Raw genomic sequence first — 23,351 nt, 5'->3', positions numbered from 1 at the left:
TAGAAAAGATGAAAGTATCAATTCTAAATCCCAATAAGAATAAATCCCAAATTCCAATTTTAAAACGGGCCAATCAATTGAAATTTAAAACTTTGGAATTCATAACCGCTTTCTGTTTCACGTGTTGCTGTTTTTCAGGATGTGATACAATTTATCAGAACACATCAAATATTTTGTCTGTAAAAGCAGATTCATCTGTATCAAAATGTTTAAGAGTGGATGGCGTATTATCGGTTTTTCCGAGTTTAAAAAAAGTATACATCAATCCTACGAATGACAATGTTTTAAAAGAAGATATTCTGATACTTGTTTTTCATGATAAAGAAGATTTAGTAGCCTTTAAAAATAAGATACACCAGGAAAGTAACAAATCGATTGCAAACATAAAACTAAAGCTTGATTCTAAAAAAACAGAATCTGTTTTAGTTCAAACAAATAGTATGATTCCGTATGTATTGTCTTTGAATAATACGACGGTTTTTAAAGATGGATTGTGGATCGTTTTTTATTCTGAAAGCAATCAGGACATAGAAACTTTTTTAGAATTTAAAAGAATGGGAGTTGATGAAATTCCAAAAACAGATATAATTCCAATTTAATATTGATAAAGAATGCCAGCCTTTTCACCAAAAACAAAAGCAAGTTCTTCGCACTCCTCGTCTCATCAGGACAAGGGGCAGGAATCTTTTTTTGGCGTTCAGGCAAAATTAAATATCGGAAAATCTAACGATAAATTTGAAGTTGAAGCCGACAGATCAGCAGATCAGGTTGTTGCCAAAAAACAAAATCCAAACACAGATCCGTTCTTTTCGCCTTCGCCTGTAGTCCAAAAGAAACTGGCAGAAGATGTTCAAAAACAAGAAGAGCAAAACAAGGAAATTCAGCAAAAAACAGTTGCCGAAACCATCACTCCGGTTGTGCAGTTAAAAGAGGATTCAATCCAAAATAAACTCGATTCCAAAAAAACTGAAAAGCGCGAAATCAGCAAAGATTTTTCTAAACCAAAAACAGTAATTCAGAATAAAACTGAAGATAAAGTTCAGAAAAAAGAAACGCCGATTCCACCTAAAAAAGAAATAAAAAAAGCAGAAACTCCTGCTGCAAAAGCAGTTTTACAAAAACCGCTACTTCAAACTAAACCGGAAGAAGAGCTTCCGAAAAAAGACGAAAAACCCAAAGACGAAAAAAAGACTGAAGTTCAAAAGAAACCTGTAGTCGAGCCTATAACTCCAATAGTTGCAGAATCTAAATCGGAAAGCAATAAAATTACTGCAACTATAAAACCGGTAATTCAGCCAAAAGCGGAAAAAGAAATTCAAGCCAAAGAAGAAGAGGAAATTCAGACCAAAGAAGACGAAAACGAACTTCAGATGAGCGCGAGTGCAGATGCAAATCCGTCTGACACTTCTAATCTTGAAAGCAATTTAAATAGTAGTAAAGGCGGCGGTTCTCCCCTATCCGGAAAAGTAAAAACCGAAATGGAATCTGGTTTTGGAGCCGATTTCAGCAATGTGCGCATTCACAATAATTCAACTGCTGTTCAAATGAACAAGCAATTGGGCGCGCAGGCTTTTGCAACCGGAAATAACATTTATTTTAACGAAGGAAAATACAATCCAAATTCACAATCAGGCAAGCATTTACTCGCCCACGAATTAACACATACGGTTCAGCAGGGAGCATCCATTAGAAAAAAACCTGAAAATAACATATCCCCTGCTCCCGAGATGATTCAGGGTTCATTTCTCGATTTAGTTCCGGATTGGATTATTAATCAAGCACGACATATTCCGGGTTATACCCTTTTTACCGTTATTATTGGTTACGATCCATTGCGTGAAGTTGATGTAGAACGAACTCCAATTAATCTTGTAGAAGGATTAATGGGATTGATTCCTTTTGGTACAGCCATATTCGATAAACTTCAGGAATACGGAATATTACAACAGGTTTTTGATTGGGTCGAAGGAAAACTGGGAGAACTGGGATTAACGATCGATAGTATTATGGATATGGTGGAAGACGTTTGGGACAAAGTATCTTTTCCTTACACCGACATCATTGATTTAGTTACTGAAAAATTTGAAGAATTAGTTAACAGAATAACTTCTTTTGTAACTGCAACTGTAGATCAGGTAATTACCTGGATAAAAGAAGCACTGATTGGTGTTGCCGAACCAATATTGGCAGAAAATAAAGCTTGGGCGTTAATCAAAAAAATAATCAAATACGATCCGTTACGCGATGAAGCAGTTAACGCAACGACGGTTGAAATACTGGCAGATTTCCTTATTCTGATAGGAAAAGAAACCGAGCTTGAGCAAATGCGTGAAAAAGGCACGCTGCAAAAAACTGCCGATTGGCTTGACACGCAAGTCGGAACTTTTACTTCGTTATTAGGCGAACTTCGAGGACTTATTACTTCGGCGTGGGATGCAATTCAGCCTTCAAATTTAATGAATATTGCTGATAATCTTTCGGCACTTGCTGCTCAGGCTGGCGGATTCCTGCAACGCGTTTGGGATTTTGCTTCAGGCGTGGCACTCAAAGTTCTGGAACTTGTCAAAGAATCCTTATTAGGATATCTGTCTTCGCAAGCCGCAACAGTTCGAGGTTATTCCTTAATAAAAGTAATTATAGGACGCGATCCTTTTACGAATGAAAATGTTCCAAGATCTGTTCCAAATCTTATTAGAGGTTTTATGAGTCTGATGGACGGCGGCGAAGAACAATATGCTCAAATGGTTGAAACGGGTGCAATTGCCCGAATCGTTGGCGAAATTGAAGCTGCAGTTGCAACTTTAAATATGACTCCGGCGGCTATTATTCAGCTCTTTACTGATATCTGGGATTCGTTTACGATCGATGATCTAATTCATCCTCTTGATGCTTTTATCCGAATTATCGAAAAATTTGGAGAACCAATCGGACGGTTAATTGCTTTCGTAGCAGAAATTGTAAGGATTGTTATTATAGCTATTCTCGAGATTATGAATTTCCCATTCGACTTGATCGGGAACATCATAACTCGTGCGATGCAGGCAATTGACGACATTAAAAAAGATCCTATTGGTTTCCTTAAAAATATATTACGCGCCATTAAACAAGGATTTGTTCAATTCTTTGACAATATTGTTACGCATTTAATCAACGGCGTTACCGGCTGGTTAATGAGCGAATTGAAAGACGCCAATATTCCTGTTTTGACTGATTTCTCTTTGCGAGGCGTAATTGCCTGGGTACTTGAAGTCCTTGGAATATCAATGGAAAAAATTTGGGAGAAACTAGCGGCACATCCTAGAATTGGTCCGGCAAGAGTCGCTAAAATACGCAGTATGATTAATACGCTTGAAGGTATTTGGACATTCATAAAAGATGTTCAGGAACGCGGAATGGCTGCTATTTGGGATAAAATTCAGGAACAACTCAGTAATTTATGGAATACGGTTCTTGATGCGGTGAAAAACTTTATCATGGAGCGCATCGTCAACCGCATAACCGCCAGACTCTTAAGTATGCTGGACCCAACGGGAATTATGGCGGTAATCAATGGCGCAATTGCTTTGTACAGCGCTATTCAGAGTTTTATAAAATACTTACGCGAAATGCTCGAAGTAGTCAACTCCTTTGTCAACGGTGTTGCCGATATCGCAAAAGGAAATGTAGCTACAGCAGCCAATTATCTCGAAAATACAATGGGACAAGCGATGCCAATTGTAATTGGTTTCCTTGCCAATCAGGTTGGTCTTTCCGGAATTGGCGCACGAATTGGAGAAATGATTGTTTCTGTCCGCCTTATGGTTGATGAGGCACTGACTTGGCTGGTAAATAAAGCGGTAGACACTGGAATGGATATGTTGGACAGATTGATGGGCAACGGCGCTGCAGACAATCTGACGGCTGTGAGACAAAACATTCATCAGGAAGAACAAACTCATTTAACAAATGGCGGCATTAAAAGAGAAGACGCACAAACTGTCGCGCAAACTGTCGCTACACGAAACAATACAACAGTAAATTCAATTCAGGTAGTTGATGGTGGAACTAAATGGAATTATAATATTATTCAAAAAGCAGAAGAACCGGGAGGTCCACTAAAAGCAGATGCCCAAGCGTGTACATTAGAACCTAACCAATATACCACTTTGGAAGATTTATATACACGTGTAAAAAATGACAACCCAGGTGCAACCAGAGTAACACAAGAGGGAGGTTGGAACCTGGAATACGAAATGTCTACCTCATACCACAATGTTATGGCTGGAGGAAACAGAATTACAAGAGTAAGGATTGTAAGAATTCCATGTTCTGTAGCCGGACACGAATTTCATTATGAATATAAGGGAGAAGTTGCGGTACTTGACGCTCAAACTCATACAAGAAGAGGAGAAAATGAAAAATCACAAAGGGCAGAAAGCAGATCAATAGACGCTGATAAAAGAAATCGAAGAGAAAGATCTGACGAAGACGATGATGGAAATGGCCGAGGAGGACGAAGAAGATAATAACGAAGATTCTCTTTGACTTAAAAAATTGTAAAAAAACAAGAAACAATGAAATTTTAATAAACTTAAAATCTTAGTCATGCAAAAAACATTCTACCAAAAAGAGTTGGCTATCAAAGCAACACAACAAAGAAATGGAGCAAATAATAACAAGAAAGACATTGAAAAAATTCAGTCGTGGCTTAATTTATTTGCGATGCAAAATTCAAGCTCAGGAACCGCAACGGGTATTGATGGCGATTTTGGACCAGCAACGGAAAAAGCAGTTCTTAATTTTCAAAAATTCAACAATTTACCACAAAATGGAACTGTAGATCAAAAAGTATTTGATATACTCGCGTCGCCTCTCAAAAAAGCTTTTGAAGATTCTGTATCTGGCGGAAATTTGAGAGATTTAATATTAAATACAGCCAAAAACCATCTTAAAAATCATCCTTTTGAACTGGTAATCCACAATCAAAGTAATACAGGTCCGTGGGTTCGCAGTTATATGGATGGAAATGAAGGAACTGACTGGTTTTGGTGCATGGGATTTGTTGAGGCAATTATTGATCAGGCGGCTTCGATTCAGGGAAAAAACTTCAAAACCCTGATGCCGTTAACTTACAGTTGCGATACTGTTGGTGTGACCGGAATTCAGAAAAAAATATTGACCCGTTTTCAGGCAGCAAGAACGAATCCGGCTTTGATAAAACCGGCAGATATATTTCTGCTTCAAAAAACACCAAACGATTGGATTCATACGGGAATTGTAACTGCGATTCATGGTGATATTATTGAAACGATCGAAGGAAACACAAATTCTGATGGTTCTCATAACGGAAACGCGGTCATGAACAGAATCAGAAACTTTAAACAATCAAAAATAGACTTTTTCTCCATCGAATCATTAGTCGTATAAAAAATGAAAAACGTATTTAATTATCTAAAAGACCAATTCGTATTTCAGCTTGATTCTCTTTTTCAAGCCGAAAATCCAACCGAGAAACCCGTTTTAGATCAACTGGATTCCGATGGATTTATAAACGAATTCATTATCGAAAATAAGCTGACGGAAATAGATACACTTTTATTAGGATTAGCTCTTGTTCCGCACGTAAGGCCTGATTTTCTGAGTTCGATTATTGCGGAATATTTGCCGAATGGCGGCGAATTACCGGAGTTTGGCGGAATAAAAACAAAAAACCATCGCGGAATTTTGCCAACTGGTGAAACAGCACAATTCTTAATTGCTGGAAACGATCTCGAAAACCGAATTTCGTTCTACAATTACCTGCATAATTATTCTTTTTTGTATCAGAAAGGAATTATCAAAATCGAATCTGTTCCAAATGGTGAACCTAAACTAAGTGGTTTATTGATTTTGGAAGACGAATACATCGAAAAATTCATTACCGGAAAAATTCTGAAACCGCAGCTTAGCAGCATTTTCCCTGCACAATTAATCGAAACCGGATTAGATTGGGATGATTTGGTGCTAAATTCCAATACTTTAAATCAAATTAAAGAAATAGAAACCTGGCTTAAATTCAATGAGATTTTACTTCACGAATGGGATATGAAATCGAAAATAAAACCCGGTTTCAGAGTCATGTTTTATGGCGCTCCGGGAACGGGAAAAACGCTTACGGCTTCTCTTTTGGGAAAATACACTAAAAGAGATGTGTACCGAATTGATTTGTCTATGGTGATTTCGAAATATATTGGTGAAACCGAAAAAAATCTTTCTTCTCTTTTTGACAAAGCGGCGGATAAAGAATGGATTCTGTTTTTTGATGAAGCCGATGCGGTTTTCGGGAAAAGAACCAATGTACGAGATGCACATGATAAATACGCCAATCAGGAAGTTTCGTATTTATTGCAGCGTATCGAAAATCATCCGGGATTGGTTATTCTGGCTTCTAATTTCAAAACGAATATTGATACGGCTTTCACCCGAAGATTTCAATCTATAATTGAGTTTGAAGTTCCTTCTCATGGTGAACGTTTACAGCTTTGGCAAAATAATCTGCCAAAAGGAATTAGAATTGCCGAAGATGTAAATCTTAATGAACTTTCGAAAAAATACGATATTACCGGCGCCAATATTGTCAACATTATTCAATATGCGTGTTTGAGAACTTTGGAAGACGAAAATGAAAATATCAATCTCAATCATTTACTTCAGGGAATTAAAAAAGAATATGCGAAAGAAGGGAAAATGATGTAACAAAAAACATCAATCTTGTCATCTTTCCTCTGTCAGGATGACAAGGTTGGGTTTTGATTGCGTCTGATGGATTGATCCCGAAGCTTCGGGACATCTCTACAATATAATCCGTTCCTCCGGAACTCTATATAAAATTCCGCAGGAATGATTTATTTTGTAGCAAGGGATTTTAATCCCTTGAAACGTAACGTAACCCCAATGTTGTCTTTGTCGCTGTTGTTATAGATTATAGATAATAGTATATAAACAATAGTCTATGGTTTTTGATTATTTAGAGCAATAATTTTAAAAGCTCGTTATTTTGTCAATTCTGACGCAAGGAAGGATCACAAGGTTGGATTTTGATTGCGTATGATGGATTGATCCCGAAGCTTCGGGACATCTCTACAATATAATTTGTTCCTCCGGAACTCTACATAAAATTCAGCAGAAATGATTTATTTTGTAGCAAGGGATTTTAATCCCTTGTAATTATACATCATTTATATAGATCTCTAAATTTATTTTTTCCACACAAAAAGTTCATAACAAAGCCTTAAAGTGGACTATTAATCCCTTAATGTTTCATCATTTTTCTCTAACTTAGCACAGTAAATCTTAAAATATAAGATTAAAACAAACTTTATTTTTCTGCAAAGAACTGAATGAAAAAGCATTACCGTTTTTTCTCTTACTTTTTTCGGAAAAGCATTTTATAATAATTTTAGTTAATTGAAAACTATGAACAAATTTGATTTTGGAATTGTAGGACTAGGTGTAATGGGCCGCAATTTACTTTTGAATATTGCGAGCCATAAATTTGCAGCAGCAGGTTTAGATTTAGATACTGAAAAAGTTAATTCTCTTCAGCAAGAAGCAGATGCTGACCATACAATTGAGGCGACGACGGATGTGAAGCATTTTGTTGAGCTGATACAAAAACCAAGGGCTATTATGTTACTGGTTCCTGCGGGAAAACCAGTTGACAGCGCAATAGCAAGTTTACTTCCGCATTTAGATCAAGGAGATATTATCATTGATGGCGGTAATACTTATTTTACCGATACTGACAGAAGATTTTTGGAATTATCTGCTAAGGGAATTCATTTCTTTGGAATGGGAATTTCAGGTGGAGAAAAAGGCGCCAGATTTGGTCCTGCAATGATGCCTGGCGGTGATCAAAAAGCATATGAAAGACTTCGTCCAATTTTTGAGGCTATTGCAGCAAAAGTAGATGGCGAACCTTGCGTTGAATATTTAGGAAACGGATCTGCCGGAAACTATGTAAAAATGGTTCATAACGGAATAGAATACGGAATCATGCAGTTGATTTCTGAGATTTATGACCTGATGAAAAGAGGTTATAATTTAGACGAAGACACGATTCAGAAAACTTTTGAAGAATGGAACCAAACGGACGATCTTAAATCGTATTTGATCGAAATTACCGGAAACATTCTGAAACAAAAAGACGAAGACGGAAGCCGATTAATCAATAAAATTTCGGATTGGGCAAGATCTAAAGGAACAGGAAAATGGACTTCGCAAAACGCAATGGATTTGCAAGTGCCGATTCCTACTATAGATGCAGCAGTTTTTATGCGCGATATGTCTAAAACGAAACCGGAAAGAATTGAAGCAGCCAAACAACTGGTTTGGAACGCTAACGAAACGAATGTAAATCCAAGTGAAGCAATTGCGGCATTAAAATCAGCTTTGTATTTTTCTATTGTAGTGACTTATGCACAAGGATTAGCGCAGCTTCATACGGCTTCTAAAGAATATAACTACGGATTAAATCTGGAAACTGTTGCCAAAATATGGCGTGGTGGTTGTATTATTCGTGCGAATGCTTTGGAAGATTTCAGAAAAGCATATGCAGCAAAAAATGATTTACCAAACTTACTTTTAGATGCTGGAATCGCTTCAAAATTAACAGACAATCAAGCAGGAATAAGATCCGTTATTCAATTTGCGGTTCAGCAAGGATTACCTGTAGCGGGCCTTATGAATTCACTGGCTTATTTTGATGCCTACAGATCAGAGAATCTACCAACAAATTTAATTCAGGCACAGCGTGATTATTTTGGAGCACATACCTACGAACGTATTGATACGACTGGTGTTTTCCACACACAATGGTCTGAATAAAGAACTATAAGCAACACAACACACACAAATGAGTAAGTTCAAAAATAGAAATCCAACAATCATTGTTATTTTTGGAGGAACCGGAGATTTAGCAAAGAGAAAACTCTTTCCCGCATTTCAAAATCTGTATCTTGACGGACGTATGTCTGATAAGTTTCAGATTATCGCTTTAGGAAGAGCCGAAAAAAGCGATGAAGAATTCCGCAGCTATGTCTTAGAAAATTTAGAAAATTTTTCAAGAAAAAAAGGTGTATCTGATCCGGAAACTCAAAAATTTCTATCTCACATAACCTATCAAAGTCTTGATATTGACAAAGAAGAATCTTATCAAAGATTAAATGAAAAGATAAATGGTATTGATGAAGCTTTTGGAGAACGTGCCAATCGTCTTTTTTACCTTTCTATTACTCCTTCTTTCATAACTACAATCTCGAGTAATATTAAGAAAATTGGCCTTGCTGCTAATCCAAAACAGGATCGCATTATTATTGAAAAACCTTTTGGTTACGATAAAACTTCTGCAATTGCGCTTAATGAAATGCTTTCGCAGACTTTCAAAGAAGAACAGATTTACAGGATCGATCATTATTTAGGTAAAGAAACGGTTCAGAACATCCTTGCTTTCCGTTTTGGAAATTCAATGTTTGAACCTTTATGGAGCCGTAATTTCATTGATTTTGTTCAGATTACCGTAGCCGAAGAAGTTGGCGTAGAAGAACGCGGCGGCTTTTATGAAGGCGTTGGTGCTTTGAAAGATATGATTCAGAACCATTTACTTCAAATTTTATGTATGACGGCTATGGAAGCTCCTGCATCGTTAGAAGCAGATGATATCCGAAACCGTAAAGCAGATGTTTTAAAATCTATTCGACGCATTAAACCCGATGAAGTAGATCATTACATTGTGAGAGGACAATATGATGCAGGTGAAATAAAAGGGAAACCGGTTCCGGGTTATCGTCAGGATAAAGGAATTGCTCCGGATTCTAATACCGAAACTTATGTTGCCATGAAAATTTATCTGGACAACTGGAGATGGCAGGGAATTCCGTTTTATCTGCGTACAGGAAAAAGAATGGAAGAAAAACAATCTTCTATTATTATACAGTTTAAACCTGTGCCACATTCCTCCTTTTCTTATGGTAAAGAAGGCATGACGCCAAACCGACTGATTATCAATATTCAGCCTGCGATGGATATTAAGCTTCAGTTTATGACCAAAAAACCCGGACTTTCACTTTCGTTGAGACCGGCAGAAATGATATTTGATTATTTCTCCTGCTCTACAATGTCACCGGAAGCTTATGAAACGTTAATCGCTGATGCTTTGGCGGGAGATCCTACGCTATTTATGCGTTGGGATCAGGTAGAACAAGCCTGGGATGCTATTGATACGATCCAGCAGGTATGGAAAACTACAGCACCAACTAATTTCCCAAATTACAAAGCTGGAAGCTGGGGACCTGAAGAAGCTGACGAATTATTAGCGCGTCAGGGACACAAATGGATTCCAAATACACAAACAAAAGAAGAAGTTCTAGATGATACAGATTTACAATAATACTGCAGAAATTAATACTGCAGCCGCAGATATTTTTACAACTGCTGCACAAAAAGCAATTGCCGAAAAAGGCAAATTTACAGCCGTACTTACAGGAGGTTCTTCTCCTGCAGGAATTTACAAATTATTAGCTTCTGACGATTACAAAACTAAAATTGACTGGAGTAAAGTTTTTATTTTCTGGGGTGACGAACGCTGGGTATCTCTTGACGATGATCTTAGTAATGCAAAAATGTCTTACGCTACATTGTTGAGCCACGTCCCTATTCCGAAAAACAATATATTTGAAATGTACAAAGACGGTGTTACACCTGAAGATTATGCAGTTACCTACGAACAATCTATTAGAAATGTCTTGGGAGATGAAGGTAAATTTGACCTTATCTTATTAGGAATGGGAGATGACGGACACACCGCTTCACTTTTTCCCGGTCAGGCAGTACTTGAAGAACAAAACAAATGGGTTTCTGCCTACTATCTTGAACCTCAAAAAATGCACCGTATTACACTTACTGCGCCATTAATCAACAAAGCCGAAAAGATTATCGTAGTGGCTTTTGGCGAGAAAAAAGCACCTGCATTAAAAGAAGTAACCACAGGAGAATATAATCCTGTAACTTATCCAATGCAATTGATTAAACCCGTTTCCGGAGAATTATTATTTCTTGTAGATAAAAGCGCCGCCGGAACAAATTAAGGAATTGCTTTTATAATCTATATAACCCGTTGGGTGCAATTATTTTTAACACATAGAAACATAGCATTATTGAAATCAAAAAAGGCGTTTCACTTGCATTAACACATCCCGAAGCTTCGGGACTATGTGTGAGAAACGAATTTCTTTTTGATTTACTTTTTTCAAACACATAAAATCTATGTTTCTATGGGTGCCAATTAATTTTTTATGCATTACACCCAACGGGTTCTATAAATCAAAAAGTTTATGCCGAAAGACATAAACTTTTTGATTTTAGATTATGCTTCTGATAATTATTTTTGATAATTGTTGCTGTAATATCCAACGCAAGTAATAATGGTATTTTCTTATCTTGATAATAATCCTGAATTTTATAAAATACTAAAAATCAATACTTAAGACTAATAGATTTCTTGAGATGAAATTTCATGTTTTTATGATAATAATAAGGTATTATCCCATTTTGGTTCAATATTACTGATGGCACTAATCAAGGAAAGTCCAATGCCTGCAACTCCTTCAAACAAACCAAATTCATTGACTAAGGGAACATCTTTACCGTGAAATTGTTTATATCCTGCTATTCCATCAAGGTATTCTGCTTTTTCTAAAGTGATTCCGTACCAATATTCGGCCGTTTCTCTGTATAATTCAATGTTAGTATAGTTGTACATTCTTGCATAGATATGTGCAATTCCAACACTTCCGCGACAAATGCTTGCATCGACAACGGTATAAGTAAGAAAATCTCTTTTTGATGAATGTTTTGTAAATATTTCTAATGCAAAATCTACCAATTCTCTTTTGTCAAAATACTTAGCATACAGATAGATTGACATTGCGACTCCTAAATCGCCATAACACCATGCCAAATTACTCTCGGTTTTGACATCATTCACCATTTGGGTAGGGAAATAAAAATCCGACGAACTTTCATATTGAACGCTTAGTAAAAAATCAATACTTTTTCTCAAGTATTTTAACAATTTAAATTCTTTCTTTCTGTCAAATAATTTTAATAAAATGATAATTATAGATGGAACGCCATGAGCAAGTCCAAAAGAATATCCCTCTATAGGTTTTTCATCTTTTGATAAAGTAAAGCCTACTTTCCATTTTAAAAAATCAGGATCATTTTCTTGTATTTTATCTATGGAGGCTAACCAGGCATCAAACAAATAATCGTATTTGGAATCAATTTTTTGTTCCAGAAGACTAAATACAACTCCTGTATTGCCATGTAAAAAATCTAAAGATCTGTCATTTGATATATATTCGTAAAAAATTGAGTAATCAAAATCGCTAATATTGTCATCAAAATCAAAAAAATCTTCTTTCTCCAAATGATGAAGAGCATGTAAAATTCCGGCAATTCCAAAAGAGAAATTTAAATCATCCGGATTCTCAAAATAATCAAATAATTCCTGAACATAAGCCTTACTATTATTCGGGTGTTCATTATGTTTTGAATAATAAGCTTTGAATAATACAAATCCCGCTTGTCCTAAAAACAAAGAGCAATCTGTTTCATTGTAGTTGTTGAAGGATTGTGAAATTTCCTTTAACTTTCTCTCTGCTTTAATTACTAAGGTCTCGTTTTTTATAATTTTTTTCCACATTATTTTTCAATTAAATATCACTAAATTCTTCAACCAATTTTATTAGCGCTATCACAATTAATTAATATGAATACTCCGTTTGCTAAAGAATTATTATTTTGTTTTTATAACTGGTTTAATAAAAACACTTTATTGTGCTTATTATAATTTCATTTTTATCTGATCTTGTAATTTAATTCATTCTCATTTATAAGGATAAAACAAAAAGGTGCAAAAAGTATTAGAAATTATAAAATTCTAGCCTGAATACGTACACCATAATCCGTAAGTATTAATAGTAAATCTAGTTGTTGATGGTTGTTTAGAATGATTACCTCCTCCAACAACATTTTTCATTTGGTCATTATTCAATTTTTCAACTATAACTTTGTTTAGGTTTAATTTTCCTTCGAATTTTACTTTTTTCATGATATTTTTATGTCGTTTGTGTAGCACCTTTACGTGGTTCCATTTTAAATTTTTCTCCTTTATATAACACCAATTATAAAAATTTTCAATTAGCTCGTCTCAATAAATGCCCATGTGCACTTGATTTTCGTTAAAAAGAAGCATAATTGATAATCTTCATCAAACATATAAAGAAGAGATGAATTGTTTATATAGCAAAAACAACCTTTAACAAAGAAGGTTGTTTTAAGATCAATATTGTTAAAATTTAAATTGGAGTTTAAATAAATCCTTGCTTGATAGCTTCTTTTACTAAACCGGAGTCGTCAGTAACGTCAAAGACTTTTTTCATTCGGATGACGCGCTTTTGGATGGCACTTGTGGTTAAAAAGATAACTCCTTCTAACTCTTTTATTTTAAACCCTTTGGATAAATAGAACAGAATTTGACGGTTGTAATCTTCAACCATCAACTCTTTTTTCCATATTTCATTGATACAGTTTTTTACGGTGATGCTTTTGTAAGTATTACCATCAAGAACCTCTAATACAGCTTGCTGTAACTTATCCGGAGTAATATCGTTTTTTATGATAAGTCCATCGAGTCTCACATTTTTGTAGAGTTCATAAACAATAAGAACTTCGGTGTGTGCTGTAATCATAATCACTTTACAATTTGGCATTTTCTCTTTAATAAAAGCTGCTAAATCACTTCCGGACAGAATAGATTTTTCTTCATAACCCGGCAAACCTTTATCAATTATAGCAACGTCAAATGCTTCTTTGGCTGCTAAACTTCTCATTACCGCATAATAGGCTTCCTGACAATTATAAGCTTTTGAAAAAACAGGAGAATTTAATACAAAAGGAGTCGTCGAGAGCGCACTTATATAGCCCTCTACGGTCATTGGATGATCATCTACAATTAGTACATTCATTCAAACAGTTTTTAACTTTAACAAAACAGACAGTTTTTCTGCAACAAAAGAAATATTTATTTGGCTAGCTTGCGTTCCTATTCTTACTATAGTTTAATGCGATTTTCCTTTCTTATTATCGACGATGATGCCACTAATGTCAAGGAAACATTGGAACTCTTTGACAATTTTCCTAATTATTTCTGTGTAGGAAATGTCAAAGATAGTCAATCGGCCATAAACCAAATTATAAAAGTAAAACCACAATTGGTAATTGTTCGAATTCCTGCTAAATCTAATGATGCAGCTAAACTTTTTAAAACTATAGCAGAATCTTTTCAATATCTGGACTGCATTCCCTACTTTATTGGCTTGGCTTCAAAACCAGATTATGCGCTTGATGCTATACAATCGGGATTTTCAGATTATATAATCTCACCATTGCATTTGCATGAATTAGGAAAAATGCTCTTTAAATTCGAAAAAAGAAATCCTCCAAATATCGCGACATCTATTTGTATCAAGTCTTACAGTGATTATCATTTTGTTGCTTTACAAGACATTGCCTATTTGAAAGCTGATAATAATACAACTGATATCCTGATGGAAAATGGTAAAACAGTTAACGCTTTTAAAACATTGAAACATTTTGAAAGCACCCTACCCTTCTACTTTTTAAGGATTCATAAAAGTTATATCGTAAACATCAATCATGTATCCAGAATACATTTAAGTAAATCAAAATGTTACCTGAATTACAATGAAATACTGCCATTTTCATTGACTTATAAAGACAATATTGATGCTATAATCAGAAAAATTAATATCTAGATTTCATTTAAGAATATGTTTTCTTTTGCATAATTCGACAAAACAGCTATTCCAAATACTCCCGTTTCACCACTTAGATTCTACCTAAACCTCTTACATCAGCCGGTCTTACTATAAGCTGTCTGAAATTCAACATTTCCTCTTTTATAACCTTTTAATTTGCAACAGTTTTAAACCACAGAAGCTTCTAAAATAAGTATTAAAAATGGGGAAACAGCTGTTTTTTGCAGTGTCATTTTTAATATTTCTGAATTGTCAATTCCCGACTTTTCTAAAAAAGGTATTCCATTCAGGATAATGCCACGATAAAATATTTCTAATTTTTTAAACATTTTTTATGAAAAACCTAATAATTGCATTTAGCTGTATAACGGCTGTTATCTTAATGTCATCTTGTACTGCAGATCCTGTTGAGAATTCCAAAACAGAAACTTTAAAAAATAGAGATCAAATTTCTCCATCGGCTTCTACTGGTAATCCGGGAGGAAGTACGACTACAAATGTGGCAGGTGTTGACGATAAAGATAAAAGTCAGGGATAATTTTTTTTATTTAATAACCAGATAATTAAAGATGTTATCTGGTTATTAATAATTATTTTTGGGAATATAATTCTCATTTCAAAAACCATTGAAAGCAAAATTCAAAATAGTATTACTCCTTATTTTTTTGCAAATTACAGCGTGTCAAAATAAAAGTAAAACACCTGAATTTAAACAAAATGTTACAAAAGCTTTAAAAGCTCTTGATTCTTCCTCTGCTGAAAATGACGAAAAAGAGAAGATAATAGATACTCTCTACAATCATTTATTGAAGCATAAAAACGATTCTGTCAATAGAAATTTATATTTTAAAATTGCCAGTAAATACTACGGTATCGATAAATACGATAAATTTCTGACTGTAGTAAAAAAAGTCCATTATTTGTCTGTCAAAGATAAAGATGATGCCCAAGTGGCAAAATCATTATACTATTTTGGAGATTATTATGATGCAAAATCACAATTAGACAGTGCTTTTAATTACTATTCTCAGTCACAAAAAGTATATAGTCAGGTAAAAGATACGCTAAACATTGGCAGAACAAAATTATACAAAGCAGGTATTTTATATGATGCCGGTATTTTTTCTGAAAGTGAAATACAAGCTGTAGACGCTTTGAGATTACTTGTAAAAACCAAAAATACAAGATTGGTTTATGAATGTTATATTTTAATCGCGCTTTCATTAAAAGAACTAAATAACGCTGCAGAATCTTTAAAATATTTTGACTTAGCTCTAAATCAATTGGAAAAACTGGAAAGAGAAAATTATCCCAAAGATAAAATTGAAAAATCCAGAATATCTTGTTTTAATAATATTGGAAGGGTTTATGAAAAACAGAAAAAATATCAAGAAGCAATACGTTTGTATAATAAAGGTCTGAAAACAAAAGATATAAAAAACAATTATCCCAAATCGTATGCGATGTTATTGGATAATCTTGCTTATTCAAAAATGAAATCCGGTGATTTTAAAGAAGTTAAAAAGTTACTTTTTGAATCCTTAAAGATAAGAGACAGTCTTGATATTGCAGTTGGTATAGTATCCAGCAAGATTAATTTAGGTCAATATTACCTCTATAAAAATGATAAAACCCAAGCATTAGCTTATTTGAAAGAAGGACTTTTGCTGTCACAAGAAATTAAAAGTAGTCCTTTTACAATTGAATCTTTAAAACTCTTAATGGAGAATGATTCAAAAAACAAAAACTATTATAACAAAGAATATTTTAAAATTAATGACAGCTTACAAGAAGTTGAACAAATAACAAGAAATAAATTTGCAAGAATTGCTTATGAAACTGATTTAGTCGAAGAAAAAAATAGTGTGTTGATAAAACGTGATGGATACATTATTACTTTAACATCACTTATAATACTATTATTCTTTGTGTTTTTTATCATGTACCGTCTTAAATCCAAAAATAGAGAGCTGGTTTTCATACATGAACAACAAGAAGCCAACGAAAAAATATACCAATTGATGCTAAAACATCAATCGGAAACAGAACAAGCGCGTAATGATGAAAGAAATCGTATTGCAATGGAATTGCATGACGGTATTGTAAATAGTGTTTTTACCACGCGTTTTAATTTAATTCAATTGGATCCAAACCAAATTGAGAAAAAAGATCAGCTGATAAAAGAACTCGAAAAAACAGAAAACGAAATCCGAAGAGTTTCACATGATTTAACACAAAATCAACTTTTTGAAGATAAAAGTTTTCCTGAAATAATTACAAATCTTGTTGAATCACAACAAAATAAATACAATACAAAGTTTGATGTATCAGTCGATAAATATATAGATTGGTGTACCGTTTCGAGTACTAACAGAATCCATATCTATCGTATCATTCAGGAAGCGCTGCAAAATATCAATAAATACGCTAAAGCAGACAGATGTTATATAATGTTATTGAAAACTGCTGATAAAATAACAATTCGCATTTGGGATAACGGAGTTGGATTCAATGTTGAAAAAGCAAAAAAAGGTCTGGGATTGAAAAATATTAAAGAAAGAAGCAATTCACTGCAAGGAGAAATGAAAATAACATCAGAAAAAGGTAAAGGGACTACAATAGAAGTGATATTTTAATGATAAATTGCTGTTTTAGCTTTGATCTTATCTTCTTTCATTAAAACAATAATGATTTATTACAAGTTGAAATAAATACTTTTTTTTGTATATTTATCTTCCCCAAATTGACAATAGAATCCTTAAATCCAAATCGAAATGGGAAAATTTGTAATTACCAAGAAACCTTGCGGGAAATATCAGGTTATGCTAAAATCTAAAGCTGGAAATATCCTTTTGTTAAGCTCGGAGTATGCAGCAAAAATTAGCTGTAAAAAAGCCATTGAACTTTTAAGAATCTATTCGCAGGACGCAGCTAAATACCAGAAAAAAACAACTGTTGACTGGGAACTTTATTTTTATCTTAAATCTAAAAACGGACAGGCTATTGGTATAAGCCCAAAATACCAAAGTACTTTTTCCAGAGAACAGGTTATTGAAAGAATAAAAAGAATAGCACCAATTGCAGATGTAGAAGATCTATCTTAAACCAATTATAATTATATAATTTTCAGTTTTTATTTTATAAGTAAGTTTTTCATTTTAAAGTTAATTTTGAATTAAAGCTTTCAGGTTCAATATTTTATTGAAAGGAATTTTTTCTAACTATTAATTAAAATTAACTATTATGAACACTTCAAATCAAAAAAACAGCGGCACTACAGGTGCAAAAACATCAGCTAAAAAATCTGATGCAAAAGGAACTGCTTCAAAAAGCACTAAGTCTAATGACAGTCACAAGTCAATGACTAAAAAATAAACCGTTAGTCATATTAGTATGATAACAGAAAACAATCGAAATTACGGTCGGGATGACCGTAATTTTTATCATCCTGAAGATGATATCAGATCCAATTCGGATAAAAATAATAACACTGCCGATAGTTACAATCCCGAAGAAAACGAAAGTTATGTCGACGAATACCAAAGGGAAAAGCTGGAAGAACAACAAATTGTAAATCAAGACAGTGACATTACAAATAATCAGGATAATCTGGACGAACAATTCTCAAATTCTCTTGAAAGAGATGATGATGATTGGAATGAAGATGAAGACGATCTCGATGACATTGATGAGGAGGATATTAACCCAGATGATATTGACGATGATCTTGAAGAAGATTACGACGAAAATGATCGCGAAATAGACAGCTTTGCTACAGATCAACTGAAAAGAAATGAATATGACCAGGAATTTGATATTGATCAGGATCTTGAAGAAGTGGATCCCGTTAATAATCCGCGGAAATTTTAATTTTTATCATTCCTAAAAAAACCATTAGTAAATCGTTACTAATGGTTTTTTATTTTATTTACCTACGAATTTCATTCGTCCGTTTCAGTATTTGGTGCATGACAGTTACTTTCATAAAAAATCCACTAGAAGTCTGATAATTATGAAATTACAAACCTTAATTGTATAAAAAAAAACATATTATTGCTCCTAAATTTGATTATTTAAAAGTACAAACTGAAAAGAAATTGTTCAATTTAAATTTAAATATCATGGAAAATATCTTAAATCCTCAAACTCGTGAAAATCCGGGTTATTATTCAGAAAAAAAAACTTCTCCAATATCCGTTAATAAAATATTGTATTGTGCTGCTGGTTCCTTTTTGTTAGGCGCAACTTTAAAGATTGCCGGAAAACGTTCTGTAGGTTCCTGGATCGCCAAATGGGCATTGCCTCTTTTAGCGGTTGGCTGCTATAAAAAACTATCTCATTCTTCGTCTGATTCGAAAATAGAAGAACCACAAGAATGATGATTTTGAAAAGATTCAAACTAGAAAAATAATTAAGATTAACTCTTTGGGTGTAATTATTTTTAACACATAGAAACATAGATTTCTTTCCTAAAAAAGGGCGTTTCACTTATTTAAAATACACATAGCTATATGAAAGAAATGTGTTTCTTTTCGCGTTCTTTTTTACATTTAAAATCTATGTTTCTATGTGTTTAATTGAACTTTCATAATTACACGATTAATGTACTTTCTGAATCTTAAAAAAAGCATAGGAAGTATATTCTTCTTTCATTTTATTACTTCAAATCTATAAAATATTGAATGATGGACTTTTACACTTTTTTACAGCTTCTAACAGTTTCCATTATCGCAACGGCAGCAATGACATGGTTCAGTTATTTTATGTCAAAACAATTTCAGGAACTCTACAAAGAGCCTGTTTTACTTTCGTTTGTGCTCTCAAAATTCAAAATGGAATCCTCTGTCAAATCAGAAAAAACGATGGGATGGCTGCTTCATTTTTTGATTGGTTTTTTATTTGTATTCGTTTATCATGTCCTTTGGGTTCGTGATATTTTGCCAATCTCAATTTTAAGTGCCTTGTTATTGGGTGCTATAAGCGGAATAATTGGCATTATTAGCTGGATGTTTATTTTTAAAATAAGTAATCATCAGCCTCAAATTGATTTCAAAGGCTATTATCTGCAGCTATTTTTTGCTCACTTAATTTTTGGTATTACAGCGACTGCTTTCTACTCTCTTTCATTAACCTTTTTAATACTTGCAAAAACATATGTCACTATCTAAATACAATCAGAAAAGAGATTTTAAAAAAACTCAAGAGCCACAAGGCAAAATTGGAAAATCTGCACGTGAACTGATTTTTGTGGTACAAAAACATGCCGCATCTCATTTGCATTATGACTTTAGACTTGAAATGGATGGCGTACTCAAAAGTTGGGCAATCCCAAAAGGTCCGTCAACGAATCCTGTTGTTAAACGTCTTGCCGTAATGGTCGAAGATCATCCGTATAGTTATAAAGATTTTGAAGGTACAATTCCGGAAGGAAATTATGGTGCCGGAAATGTAATTGTATGGGACAATGGAACGTATGAACCGGAAGAATCATCTGAAAATCCTGAGAAAACATTGATGGCTCATCTTAAAAAAGGACATTTGAGTTTTATTCTGAAAGGAGAAAAACTTAAAGGAGCATATTCGTTGGTAAAATTACCGGGCAAACAAGAAAATGCATGGTTATTAATTAAAAAAAACGATGAGTATGCAACACATCTTGACATCCTGACCAAAGATAAATCTGTACTATCACGAAGACCATTAGAGGAGTTAGAAAAAAAATCAGAAAAGTTAATTTCGGAAGATAAAGCAAAAACACCTTTAAAAAAAAAGACTAAACTTTCCTTAGAAAAGGCTTCTTTTATAAAACCAATGTTAGCCAATACAAAAACGGAGGCATTTGATGATTCAGATTGGGTTTTTGAAAAAAAATATGACGGTTATCGTGCCATTGCAGTAATAAATCCAAATGCAGTAGCATTATATAGCCGGAATGAAATCTCATTTGATATTCCTTTTAAACCTGTTGCAGATGAGTTGAAGAAAATCGATCATATTGCGGTTTTAGATGGCGAAATTGTAGTAGAAGACGAAAAGGGAAAAGCAAACTTTCAATTGCTTCAAAATTATCTTAAAACAGGCTTGGGAAAATTAAACTATTACGTTTTTGATCTTTTGTATTTAGATGGAAACCAGATCACGGGATTGTCTTTGCTCGAGAGAAAAGAATTACTTAAAATACTCTTTAATAAATATGATTTTACGAATGTCTTTTATTCAGAACATACTTTCGAAAAAGGAATAAAACAATTTGAATTAGCCGAAAAAAATAAGGAAGAAGGTATTATCGCCAAGAAAGCGAACAGTATTTATTTACCCAATAAAAGAAGCAGCGACTGGCTAAAAATTAAAACTTCTAATCAGGAAGAAGCTATCATCATTGGGATTACCAAACCTAAAAATTCACGCAATTATTTTGGTGCGTTGCTGCTTGCCCAGTATTATGGAAAAAGGCTGGAATATATTGGAAAGTGTGGAACTGGTTTTTCTGAATCAACGCTGAAAGAACTTTACACAAAACTAGAACCTCTTTTTATTACTGAATCTCCGCTTAGCGAAAAAATTAATCTGAGAGATGAAATTCAATGGGTGAAGCCCAAACTGGTTTGTCAGATAAAATTTTCTGAATGGACTCAGGATAAAAACCTCAGACATCCGGTTTATCTCGGTCTTAGAATTGATAAAAAACCATCTGAAGTTTTTGTAACATATGATGTTAATAATACTCCTTTAAAAGAAGAAAAAATGAAAACTAAATCACCCGTAAATAAAACAGAAAATGATTATGATTTGAAAGTTGGAAAAACCGTACTTCATCTCACCAATCAAAACAAAATATATTTCCCAAAAGATGGAATTACAAAAGGTGATATTGTGCAATATTATAATGAAGTTGCTTCTCTGATATTGCCTTATCTTAAAAATCGTCCGGAATCAATGAATCGGTTTCCTAACGGAATCGATGCTCCGAGTTTTTATCAGAAAGATGTTGATATTGAAAAAATACCGTCATGGCTGAAAACTAAAAAAATATTTTCTGAATCGAACGATGCAACTGTAAACTATCTGATCTGTAATGACAAAGAGACTTTATTGTACATGGTAAATCTTGGTTGTATCGAAATTAATCCCTGGAATTCTACTGTTCAGCACATTGAAAATCCGGATTGGCTGGTGATTGATATTGACCCTGATAAAGACGATTTTAAGGAAGTTGTAAGAACGGCATTGGTAGTAAAAGAAGTGTTGGATGAATTAGAAACCGAGTCCCTGTGCAAAACTTCGGGTGCCTCAGGATTGCATGTTTATATACCGCTTGGAGCACAATACGATTATGATTCTATAAAAATCCTTGCTGAACTACTTGCAAAAGAAATCCAAGTGCGTTTACCTGAAACCACATCACTTGAACGCAGCATTAAAAAGAGAGATCACAAAATTTATATTGATTATCTGCAAAACCGCAGAGGGCAAACTTTGGCAGCTCCATACTCTGTCCGACCAAAACCGGGTGCGACTGTTTCAACACCTTTAGAATGGAATGAGGTGAATGAAAAACTGCATCCGTCGCAATTTACCATTAATAATGTATTGTCCAGATTTGAGAAAAAAGGAGATTTGTGGGCGCCAATTCTGTCAAAAGGTACCAACATTAAACACATTCTTAAAAAATTGGAAGAAAGACAAAATAGCTAAGAAGATTTTTTTCTTTCTAAACTGGCTTTAAGCATACTCATTAAATCGTCACTTTGTTTGTGAACGACTTTTAATTTAGTTGGTTTGGGAGCTTTTCCTTTGGCTTTCTTTTTAATTATTTCCAAAAGCTTCGCTGTGTATTCATCTTTAAAAGTACTGATATCGAATTTCTCCGTGAGCTGTTCAATTAATTTATTCGCCATATCCAGTTCTTTTGTTTTTACTTTTGAGGCTGCAGGAAGTTTTAAATCCGTCGTATTTCTAATTTCCTGTTCGAACCTGATTCTGTTTAGAACAATGGCATTTTTATACGGTTTTAAGATAGCAAGACTTTCTTTATTACGCAAAACAAAACGAGTTACACCAACCTTACCAGAAGCTGCAAGTGAATCACGAAGCAACGCATAAGCATTCATAGCGCCTTTGTCAGGTTCCAGATAATAGGGTTGTTCGTAATAAATACTTTCAATTTCTTTTTCAAAAGCAAAACTTTCAATGTCTATCGTTTTTGTTTTTTCAGCATCTGCCGCTTCAAAATCTGAATCTTCAAGAATTACATATTTATCATCGATTTTATACCCTTTTACAATATTTGCAAAAGTGACTTCTTTGCCTGTTTTCTCATTTACACGTTTGAATTTTATATTGGCATGATCTTTTTCATCGAGCATATCCATGTCCAGATTGCTTTCCTGAACTGCTGAAAATAATTTAATTGGAATATTAATTAAACCAAAACTAATAGCCCCTGTCCATATTGATCTCATAATTAGTTGAATTAAAAATTACTCTAAATTT

General features: G+C 33.9%; 21 protein-coding genes. 16 read left to right on the top strand and 5 right to left on the bottom strand.

The window, feature by feature from the left end; translation table 11 throughout:
* Positions 1 to 8 precede the first annotated feature (8 nt).
* The 7 genes from EAH81_RS01390 to pgl all read left to right on the top strand — a co-directional run bounded on the left by EAH81_RS01390 (position 9) and on the right by pgl (position 11,102).
* Entirely contained in the window at positions 9 to 599 is a 591-nt protein-coding gene (locus EAH81_RS01390) for a hypothetical protein (RefSeq protein ID WP_140502926.1), read from the top strand.
* Positions 600 to 611: 12 nt separating this feature from the next.
* On the top strand, positions 612 to 4,505 hold the full coding sequence (locus EAH81_RS01385) for a DUF4157 domain-containing protein (RefSeq protein ID WP_241676488.1): 3,894 nt from the start codon (positions 612 to 614) through the stop codon (positions 4,503 to 4,505).
* 79 nt (positions 4,506 to 4,584) lie between these two features.
* Positions 4,585 to 5,406, top strand: coding sequence for a peptidoglycan-binding domain-containing protein (locus EAH81_RS01380; RefSeq protein ID WP_140502924.1), 822 nt, complete (start codon positions 4,585 to 4,587; stop codon positions 5,404 to 5,406).
* Positions 5,407 to 5,409: 3 nt separating this feature from the next.
* Positions 5,410 to 6,714, top strand: coding sequence for an ATP-binding protein (locus tag EAH81_RS01375; protein WP_140502922.1), 1,305 nt, complete (start codon positions 5,410 to 5,412; stop codon positions 6,712 to 6,714).
* A gap of 720 nt (positions 6,715 to 7,434) precedes the next feature.
* Positions 7,435 to 8,844, top strand: coding sequence for an NADP-dependent phosphogluconate dehydrogenase (gene gndA, locus EAH81_RS01370; protein ID WP_140502919.1), 1,410 nt, complete (start codon positions 7,435 to 7,437; stop codon positions 8,842 to 8,844).
* Positions 8,845 to 8,872: 28 nt separating this feature from the next.
* A complete protein-coding gene (gene zwf, locus EAH81_RS01365; protein WP_140502917.1) occupies positions 8,873 to 10,405 on the top strand; it encodes a glucose-6-phosphate dehydrogenase in 1,533 nt (510 codons plus the stop codon).
* The gene (pgl, locus tag EAH81_RS01360; RefSeq protein WP_140502915.1) at positions 10,386 to 11,102 is read left to right on the top strand and encodes a 6-phosphogluconolactonase; all 717 of its coding nucleotides are present in this window, start codon (positions 10,386 to 10,388) and stop codon (positions 11,100 to 11,102) included. Before zwf ends, pgl begins: the two co-directional genes overlap by 20 nt.
* A 434-nt stretch (positions 11,103 to 11,536) precedes the next feature.
* Here the strand turns inward: pgl and EAH81_RS01355 are convergent, their stop codons facing one another.
* The 3 genes from EAH81_RS01355 to EAH81_RS01350 all read right to left on the bottom strand — a co-directional run bounded on the left by EAH81_RS01355 (position 11,537) and on the right by EAH81_RS01350 (position 14,045).
* Positions 11,537 to 12,721 (bottom strand): lanthionine synthetase LanC family protein, encoded by a 1,185-nt coding sequence (locus EAH81_RS01355; RefSeq protein ID WP_140502913.1) that lies wholly within the window; start codon positions 12,719 to 12,721, stop codon positions 11,537 to 11,539.
* A 237-nt stretch (positions 12,722 to 12,958) separates the two neighbouring features.
* Complete coding sequence (locus EAH81_RS27325) at positions 12,959 to 13,129, bottom strand: class I lanthipeptide (RefSeq protein WP_161595774.1); 171 nt, start codon at positions 13,127 to 13,129, stop codon at positions 12,959 to 12,961.
* 259 nt (positions 13,130 to 13,388) lie between these two features.
* Complete coding sequence (locus EAH81_RS01350; protein ID WP_140502910.1) at positions 13,389 to 14,045, bottom strand: response regulator; 657 nt, start codon at positions 14,043 to 14,045, stop codon at positions 13,389 to 13,391.
* Positions 14,046 to 14,141: 96 nt separating this feature from the next.
* On the opposite strand from EAH81_RS01350, the gene EAH81_RS01345 reads away from it, so the two are divergent.
* Positions 14,142 to 14,855, top strand: a complete 714-nt coding sequence (locus tag EAH81_RS01345; protein WP_140502908.1) for a LytR/AlgR family response regulator transcription factor — start codon at positions 14,142 to 14,144, stop codon at positions 14,853 to 14,855.
* Positions 14,856 to 15,025: 170 nt separating this feature from the next.
* Here the strand turns inward: EAH81_RS01345 and EAH81_RS27320 are convergent, their stop codons facing one another.
* Positions 15,026 to 15,187 (bottom strand): hypothetical protein, encoded by a 162-nt coding sequence (locus EAH81_RS27320; protein WP_161595773.1) that lies wholly within the window; start codon positions 15,185 to 15,187, stop codon positions 15,026 to 15,028.
* A gap of 5 nt (positions 15,188 to 15,192) precedes the next feature.
* On the opposite strand from EAH81_RS27320, the gene EAH81_RS01340 reads away from it, so the two are divergent.
* From EAH81_RS01340 to ligD, 8 genes are all read left to right on the top strand, one after another.
* Positions 15,193 to 15,396 (top strand): hypothetical protein, encoded by a 204-nt coding sequence (locus EAH81_RS01340; RefSeq protein ID WP_140502905.1) that lies wholly within the window; start codon positions 15,193 to 15,195, stop codon positions 15,394 to 15,396.
* An 88-nt stretch (positions 15,397 to 15,484) separates the two neighbouring features.
* Entirely contained in the window at positions 15,485 to 17,494 is a 2,010-nt protein-coding gene (locus EAH81_RS01335) for a sensor histidine kinase (protein WP_140502903.1), read from the top strand.
* 138 nt (positions 17,495 to 17,632) lie between these two features.
* Positions 17,633 to 17,962 (top strand): DUF1508 domain-containing protein, encoded by a 330-nt coding sequence (locus EAH81_RS01330; protein WP_140502900.1) that lies wholly within the window; start codon positions 17,633 to 17,635, stop codon positions 17,960 to 17,962.
* A gap of 139 nt (positions 17,963 to 18,101) precedes the next feature.
* Entirely contained in the window at positions 18,102 to 18,233 is a 132-nt protein-coding gene (locus EAH81_RS27995) for a hypothetical protein (RefSeq protein WP_262711740.1), read from the top strand.
* Positions 18,234 to 18,251: 18 nt separating this feature from the next.
* Positions 18,252 to 18,728 carry a hypothetical protein gene (locus EAH81_RS01325; protein ID WP_140502898.1) on the top strand — a complete coding sequence of 159 codons (477 nt, stop codon included), beginning with the start codon at positions 18,252 to 18,254 and terminating at the stop codon, positions 18,726 to 18,728.
* A 251-nt stretch (positions 18,729 to 18,979) separates the two neighbouring features.
* Positions 18,980 to 19,237, top strand: coding sequence for a hypothetical protein (locus EAH81_RS01320; RefSeq protein WP_140502895.1), 258 nt, complete (start codon positions 18,980 to 18,982; stop codon positions 19,235 to 19,237).
* 303 nt (positions 19,238 to 19,540) lie between these two features.
* A complete protein-coding gene (locus EAH81_RS01315) occupies positions 19,541 to 20,026 on the top strand; it encodes a hypothetical protein (RefSeq protein WP_241676487.1) in 486 nt (161 codons plus the stop codon).
* A complete protein-coding gene (gene ligD / locus EAH81_RS01310) occupies positions 20,013 to 22,553 on the top strand; it encodes a DNA ligase D (RefSeq protein WP_140502893.1) in 2,541 nt (846 codons plus the stop codon). Before EAH81_RS01315 ends, ligD begins: the two co-directional genes overlap by 14 nt.
* Here ligD and EAH81_RS01305 read toward each other — a convergent pair.
* Positions 22,550 to 23,320: a Ku protein gene (locus EAH81_RS01305; protein WP_140502890.1), complete on the bottom strand. Its 771-nt coding sequence runs from the start codon at positions 23,318 to 23,320 to the stop codon at positions 22,550 to 22,552. The two genes, ligD and EAH81_RS01305, sit on opposite strands and share 4 nt — an antisense overlap.
* Positions 23,321 to 23,351: the final 31 nt, after the last annotated feature.

The sequence above is a fragment of the Flavobacterium pectinovorum genome, assembly GCF_006438875.1.
GTDB lineage: Bacteria > Bacteroidota > Bacteroidia > Flavobacteriales > Flavobacteriaceae > Flavobacterium > Flavobacterium pectinovorum_A.
The sequence above is the reverse complement of the archived record's forward strand: the minus strand, read 5'-3'. Positions and strand labels throughout refer to the sequence as shown.

What these genes read in the sequence shown, in the direction of transcription:
- gndA (WP_140502919.1), top strand. Translation starts at nt 7,435, where the DNA reads ATGAACAAATTTGATTTTGGAATTGTAGGACTAGGTGTAATGGGCCGC.
- EAH81_RS01385 (WP_241676488.1), top strand. Translation starts at nt 612, where the DNA reads ATGCCAGCCTTTTCACCAAAAACAAAAGCAAGTTCTTCGCACTCCTCG.
- EAH81_RS27995 (WP_262711740.1), top strand. Translation starts at nt 18,102, where the DNA reads ATGAACACTTCAAATCAAAAAAACAGCGGCACTACAGGTGCAAAAACA.
- EAH81_RS01320 (WP_140502895.1), top strand. Translation starts at nt 18,980, where the DNA reads ATGGAAAATATCTTAAATCCTCAAACTCGTGAAAATCCGGGTTATTAT.
- pgl (WP_140502915.1), top strand. Translation starts at nt 10,386, where the DNA reads ATGATACAGATTTACAATAATACTGCAGAAATTAATACTGCAGCCGCA.
- EAH81_RS01305 (WP_140502890.1), bottom strand. Translation starts at nt 23,320, where the DNA reads ATGAGATCAATATGGACAGGGGCTATTAGTTTTGGTTTAATTAATATT.
- EAH81_RS27320 (WP_161595773.1), bottom strand. Translation starts at nt 15,187, where the DNA reads ATGTTTAAAAAATTAGAAATATTTTATCGTGGCATTATCCTGAATGGA.
- EAH81_RS01380 (WP_140502924.1), top strand. Translation starts at nt 4,585, where the DNA reads ATGCAAAAAACATTCTACCAAAAAGAGTTGGCTATCAAAGCAACACAA.
- EAH81_RS01330 (WP_140502900.1), top strand. Translation starts at nt 17,633, where the DNA reads ATGGGAAAATTTGTAATTACCAAGAAACCTTGCGGGAAATATCAGGTT.
- ligD (WP_140502893.1), top strand. Translation starts at nt 20,013, where the DNA reads ATGTCACTATCTAAATACAATCAGAAAAGAGATTTTAAAAAAACTCAA.
- EAH81_RS01355 (WP_140502913.1), bottom strand. Translation starts at nt 12,721, where the DNA reads ATGTGGAAAAAAATTATAAAAAACGAGACCTTAGTAATTAAAGCAGAG.
- EAH81_RS01390 (WP_140502926.1), top strand. Translation starts at nt 9, where the DNA reads ATGAAAGTATCAATTCTAAATCCCAATAAGAATAAATCCCAAATTCCA.
- EAH81_RS01325 (WP_140502898.1), top strand. Translation starts at nt 18,252, where the DNA reads ATGATAACAGAAAACAATCGAAATTACGGTCGGGATGACCGTAATTTT.
- zwf (WP_140502917.1), top strand. Translation starts at nt 8,873, where the DNA reads ATGAGTAAGTTCAAAAATAGAAATCCAACAATCATTGTTATTTTTGGA.
- EAH81_RS27325 (WP_161595774.1), bottom strand. Translation starts at nt 13,129, where the DNA reads ATGAAAAAAGTAAAATTCGAAGGAAAATTAAACCTAAACAAAGTTATA.
- EAH81_RS01350 (WP_140502910.1), bottom strand. Translation starts at nt 14,045, where the DNA reads ATGAATGTACTAATTGTAGATGATCATCCAATGACCGTAGAGGGCTAT.
- EAH81_RS01315 (WP_241676487.1), top strand. Translation starts at nt 19,541, where the DNA reads ATGATGGACTTTTACACTTTTTTACAGCTTCTAACAGTTTCCATTATC.
- EAH81_RS01375 (WP_140502922.1), top strand. Translation starts at nt 5,410, where the DNA reads ATGAAAAACGTATTTAATTATCTAAAAGACCAATTCGTATTTCAGCTT.
- EAH81_RS01340 (WP_140502905.1), top strand. Translation starts at nt 15,193, where the DNA reads ATGAAAAACCTAATAATTGCATTTAGCTGTATAACGGCTGTTATCTTA.
- EAH81_RS01345 (WP_140502908.1), top strand. Translation starts at nt 14,142, where the DNA reads ATGCGATTTTCCTTTCTTATTATCGACGATGATGCCACTAATGTCAAG.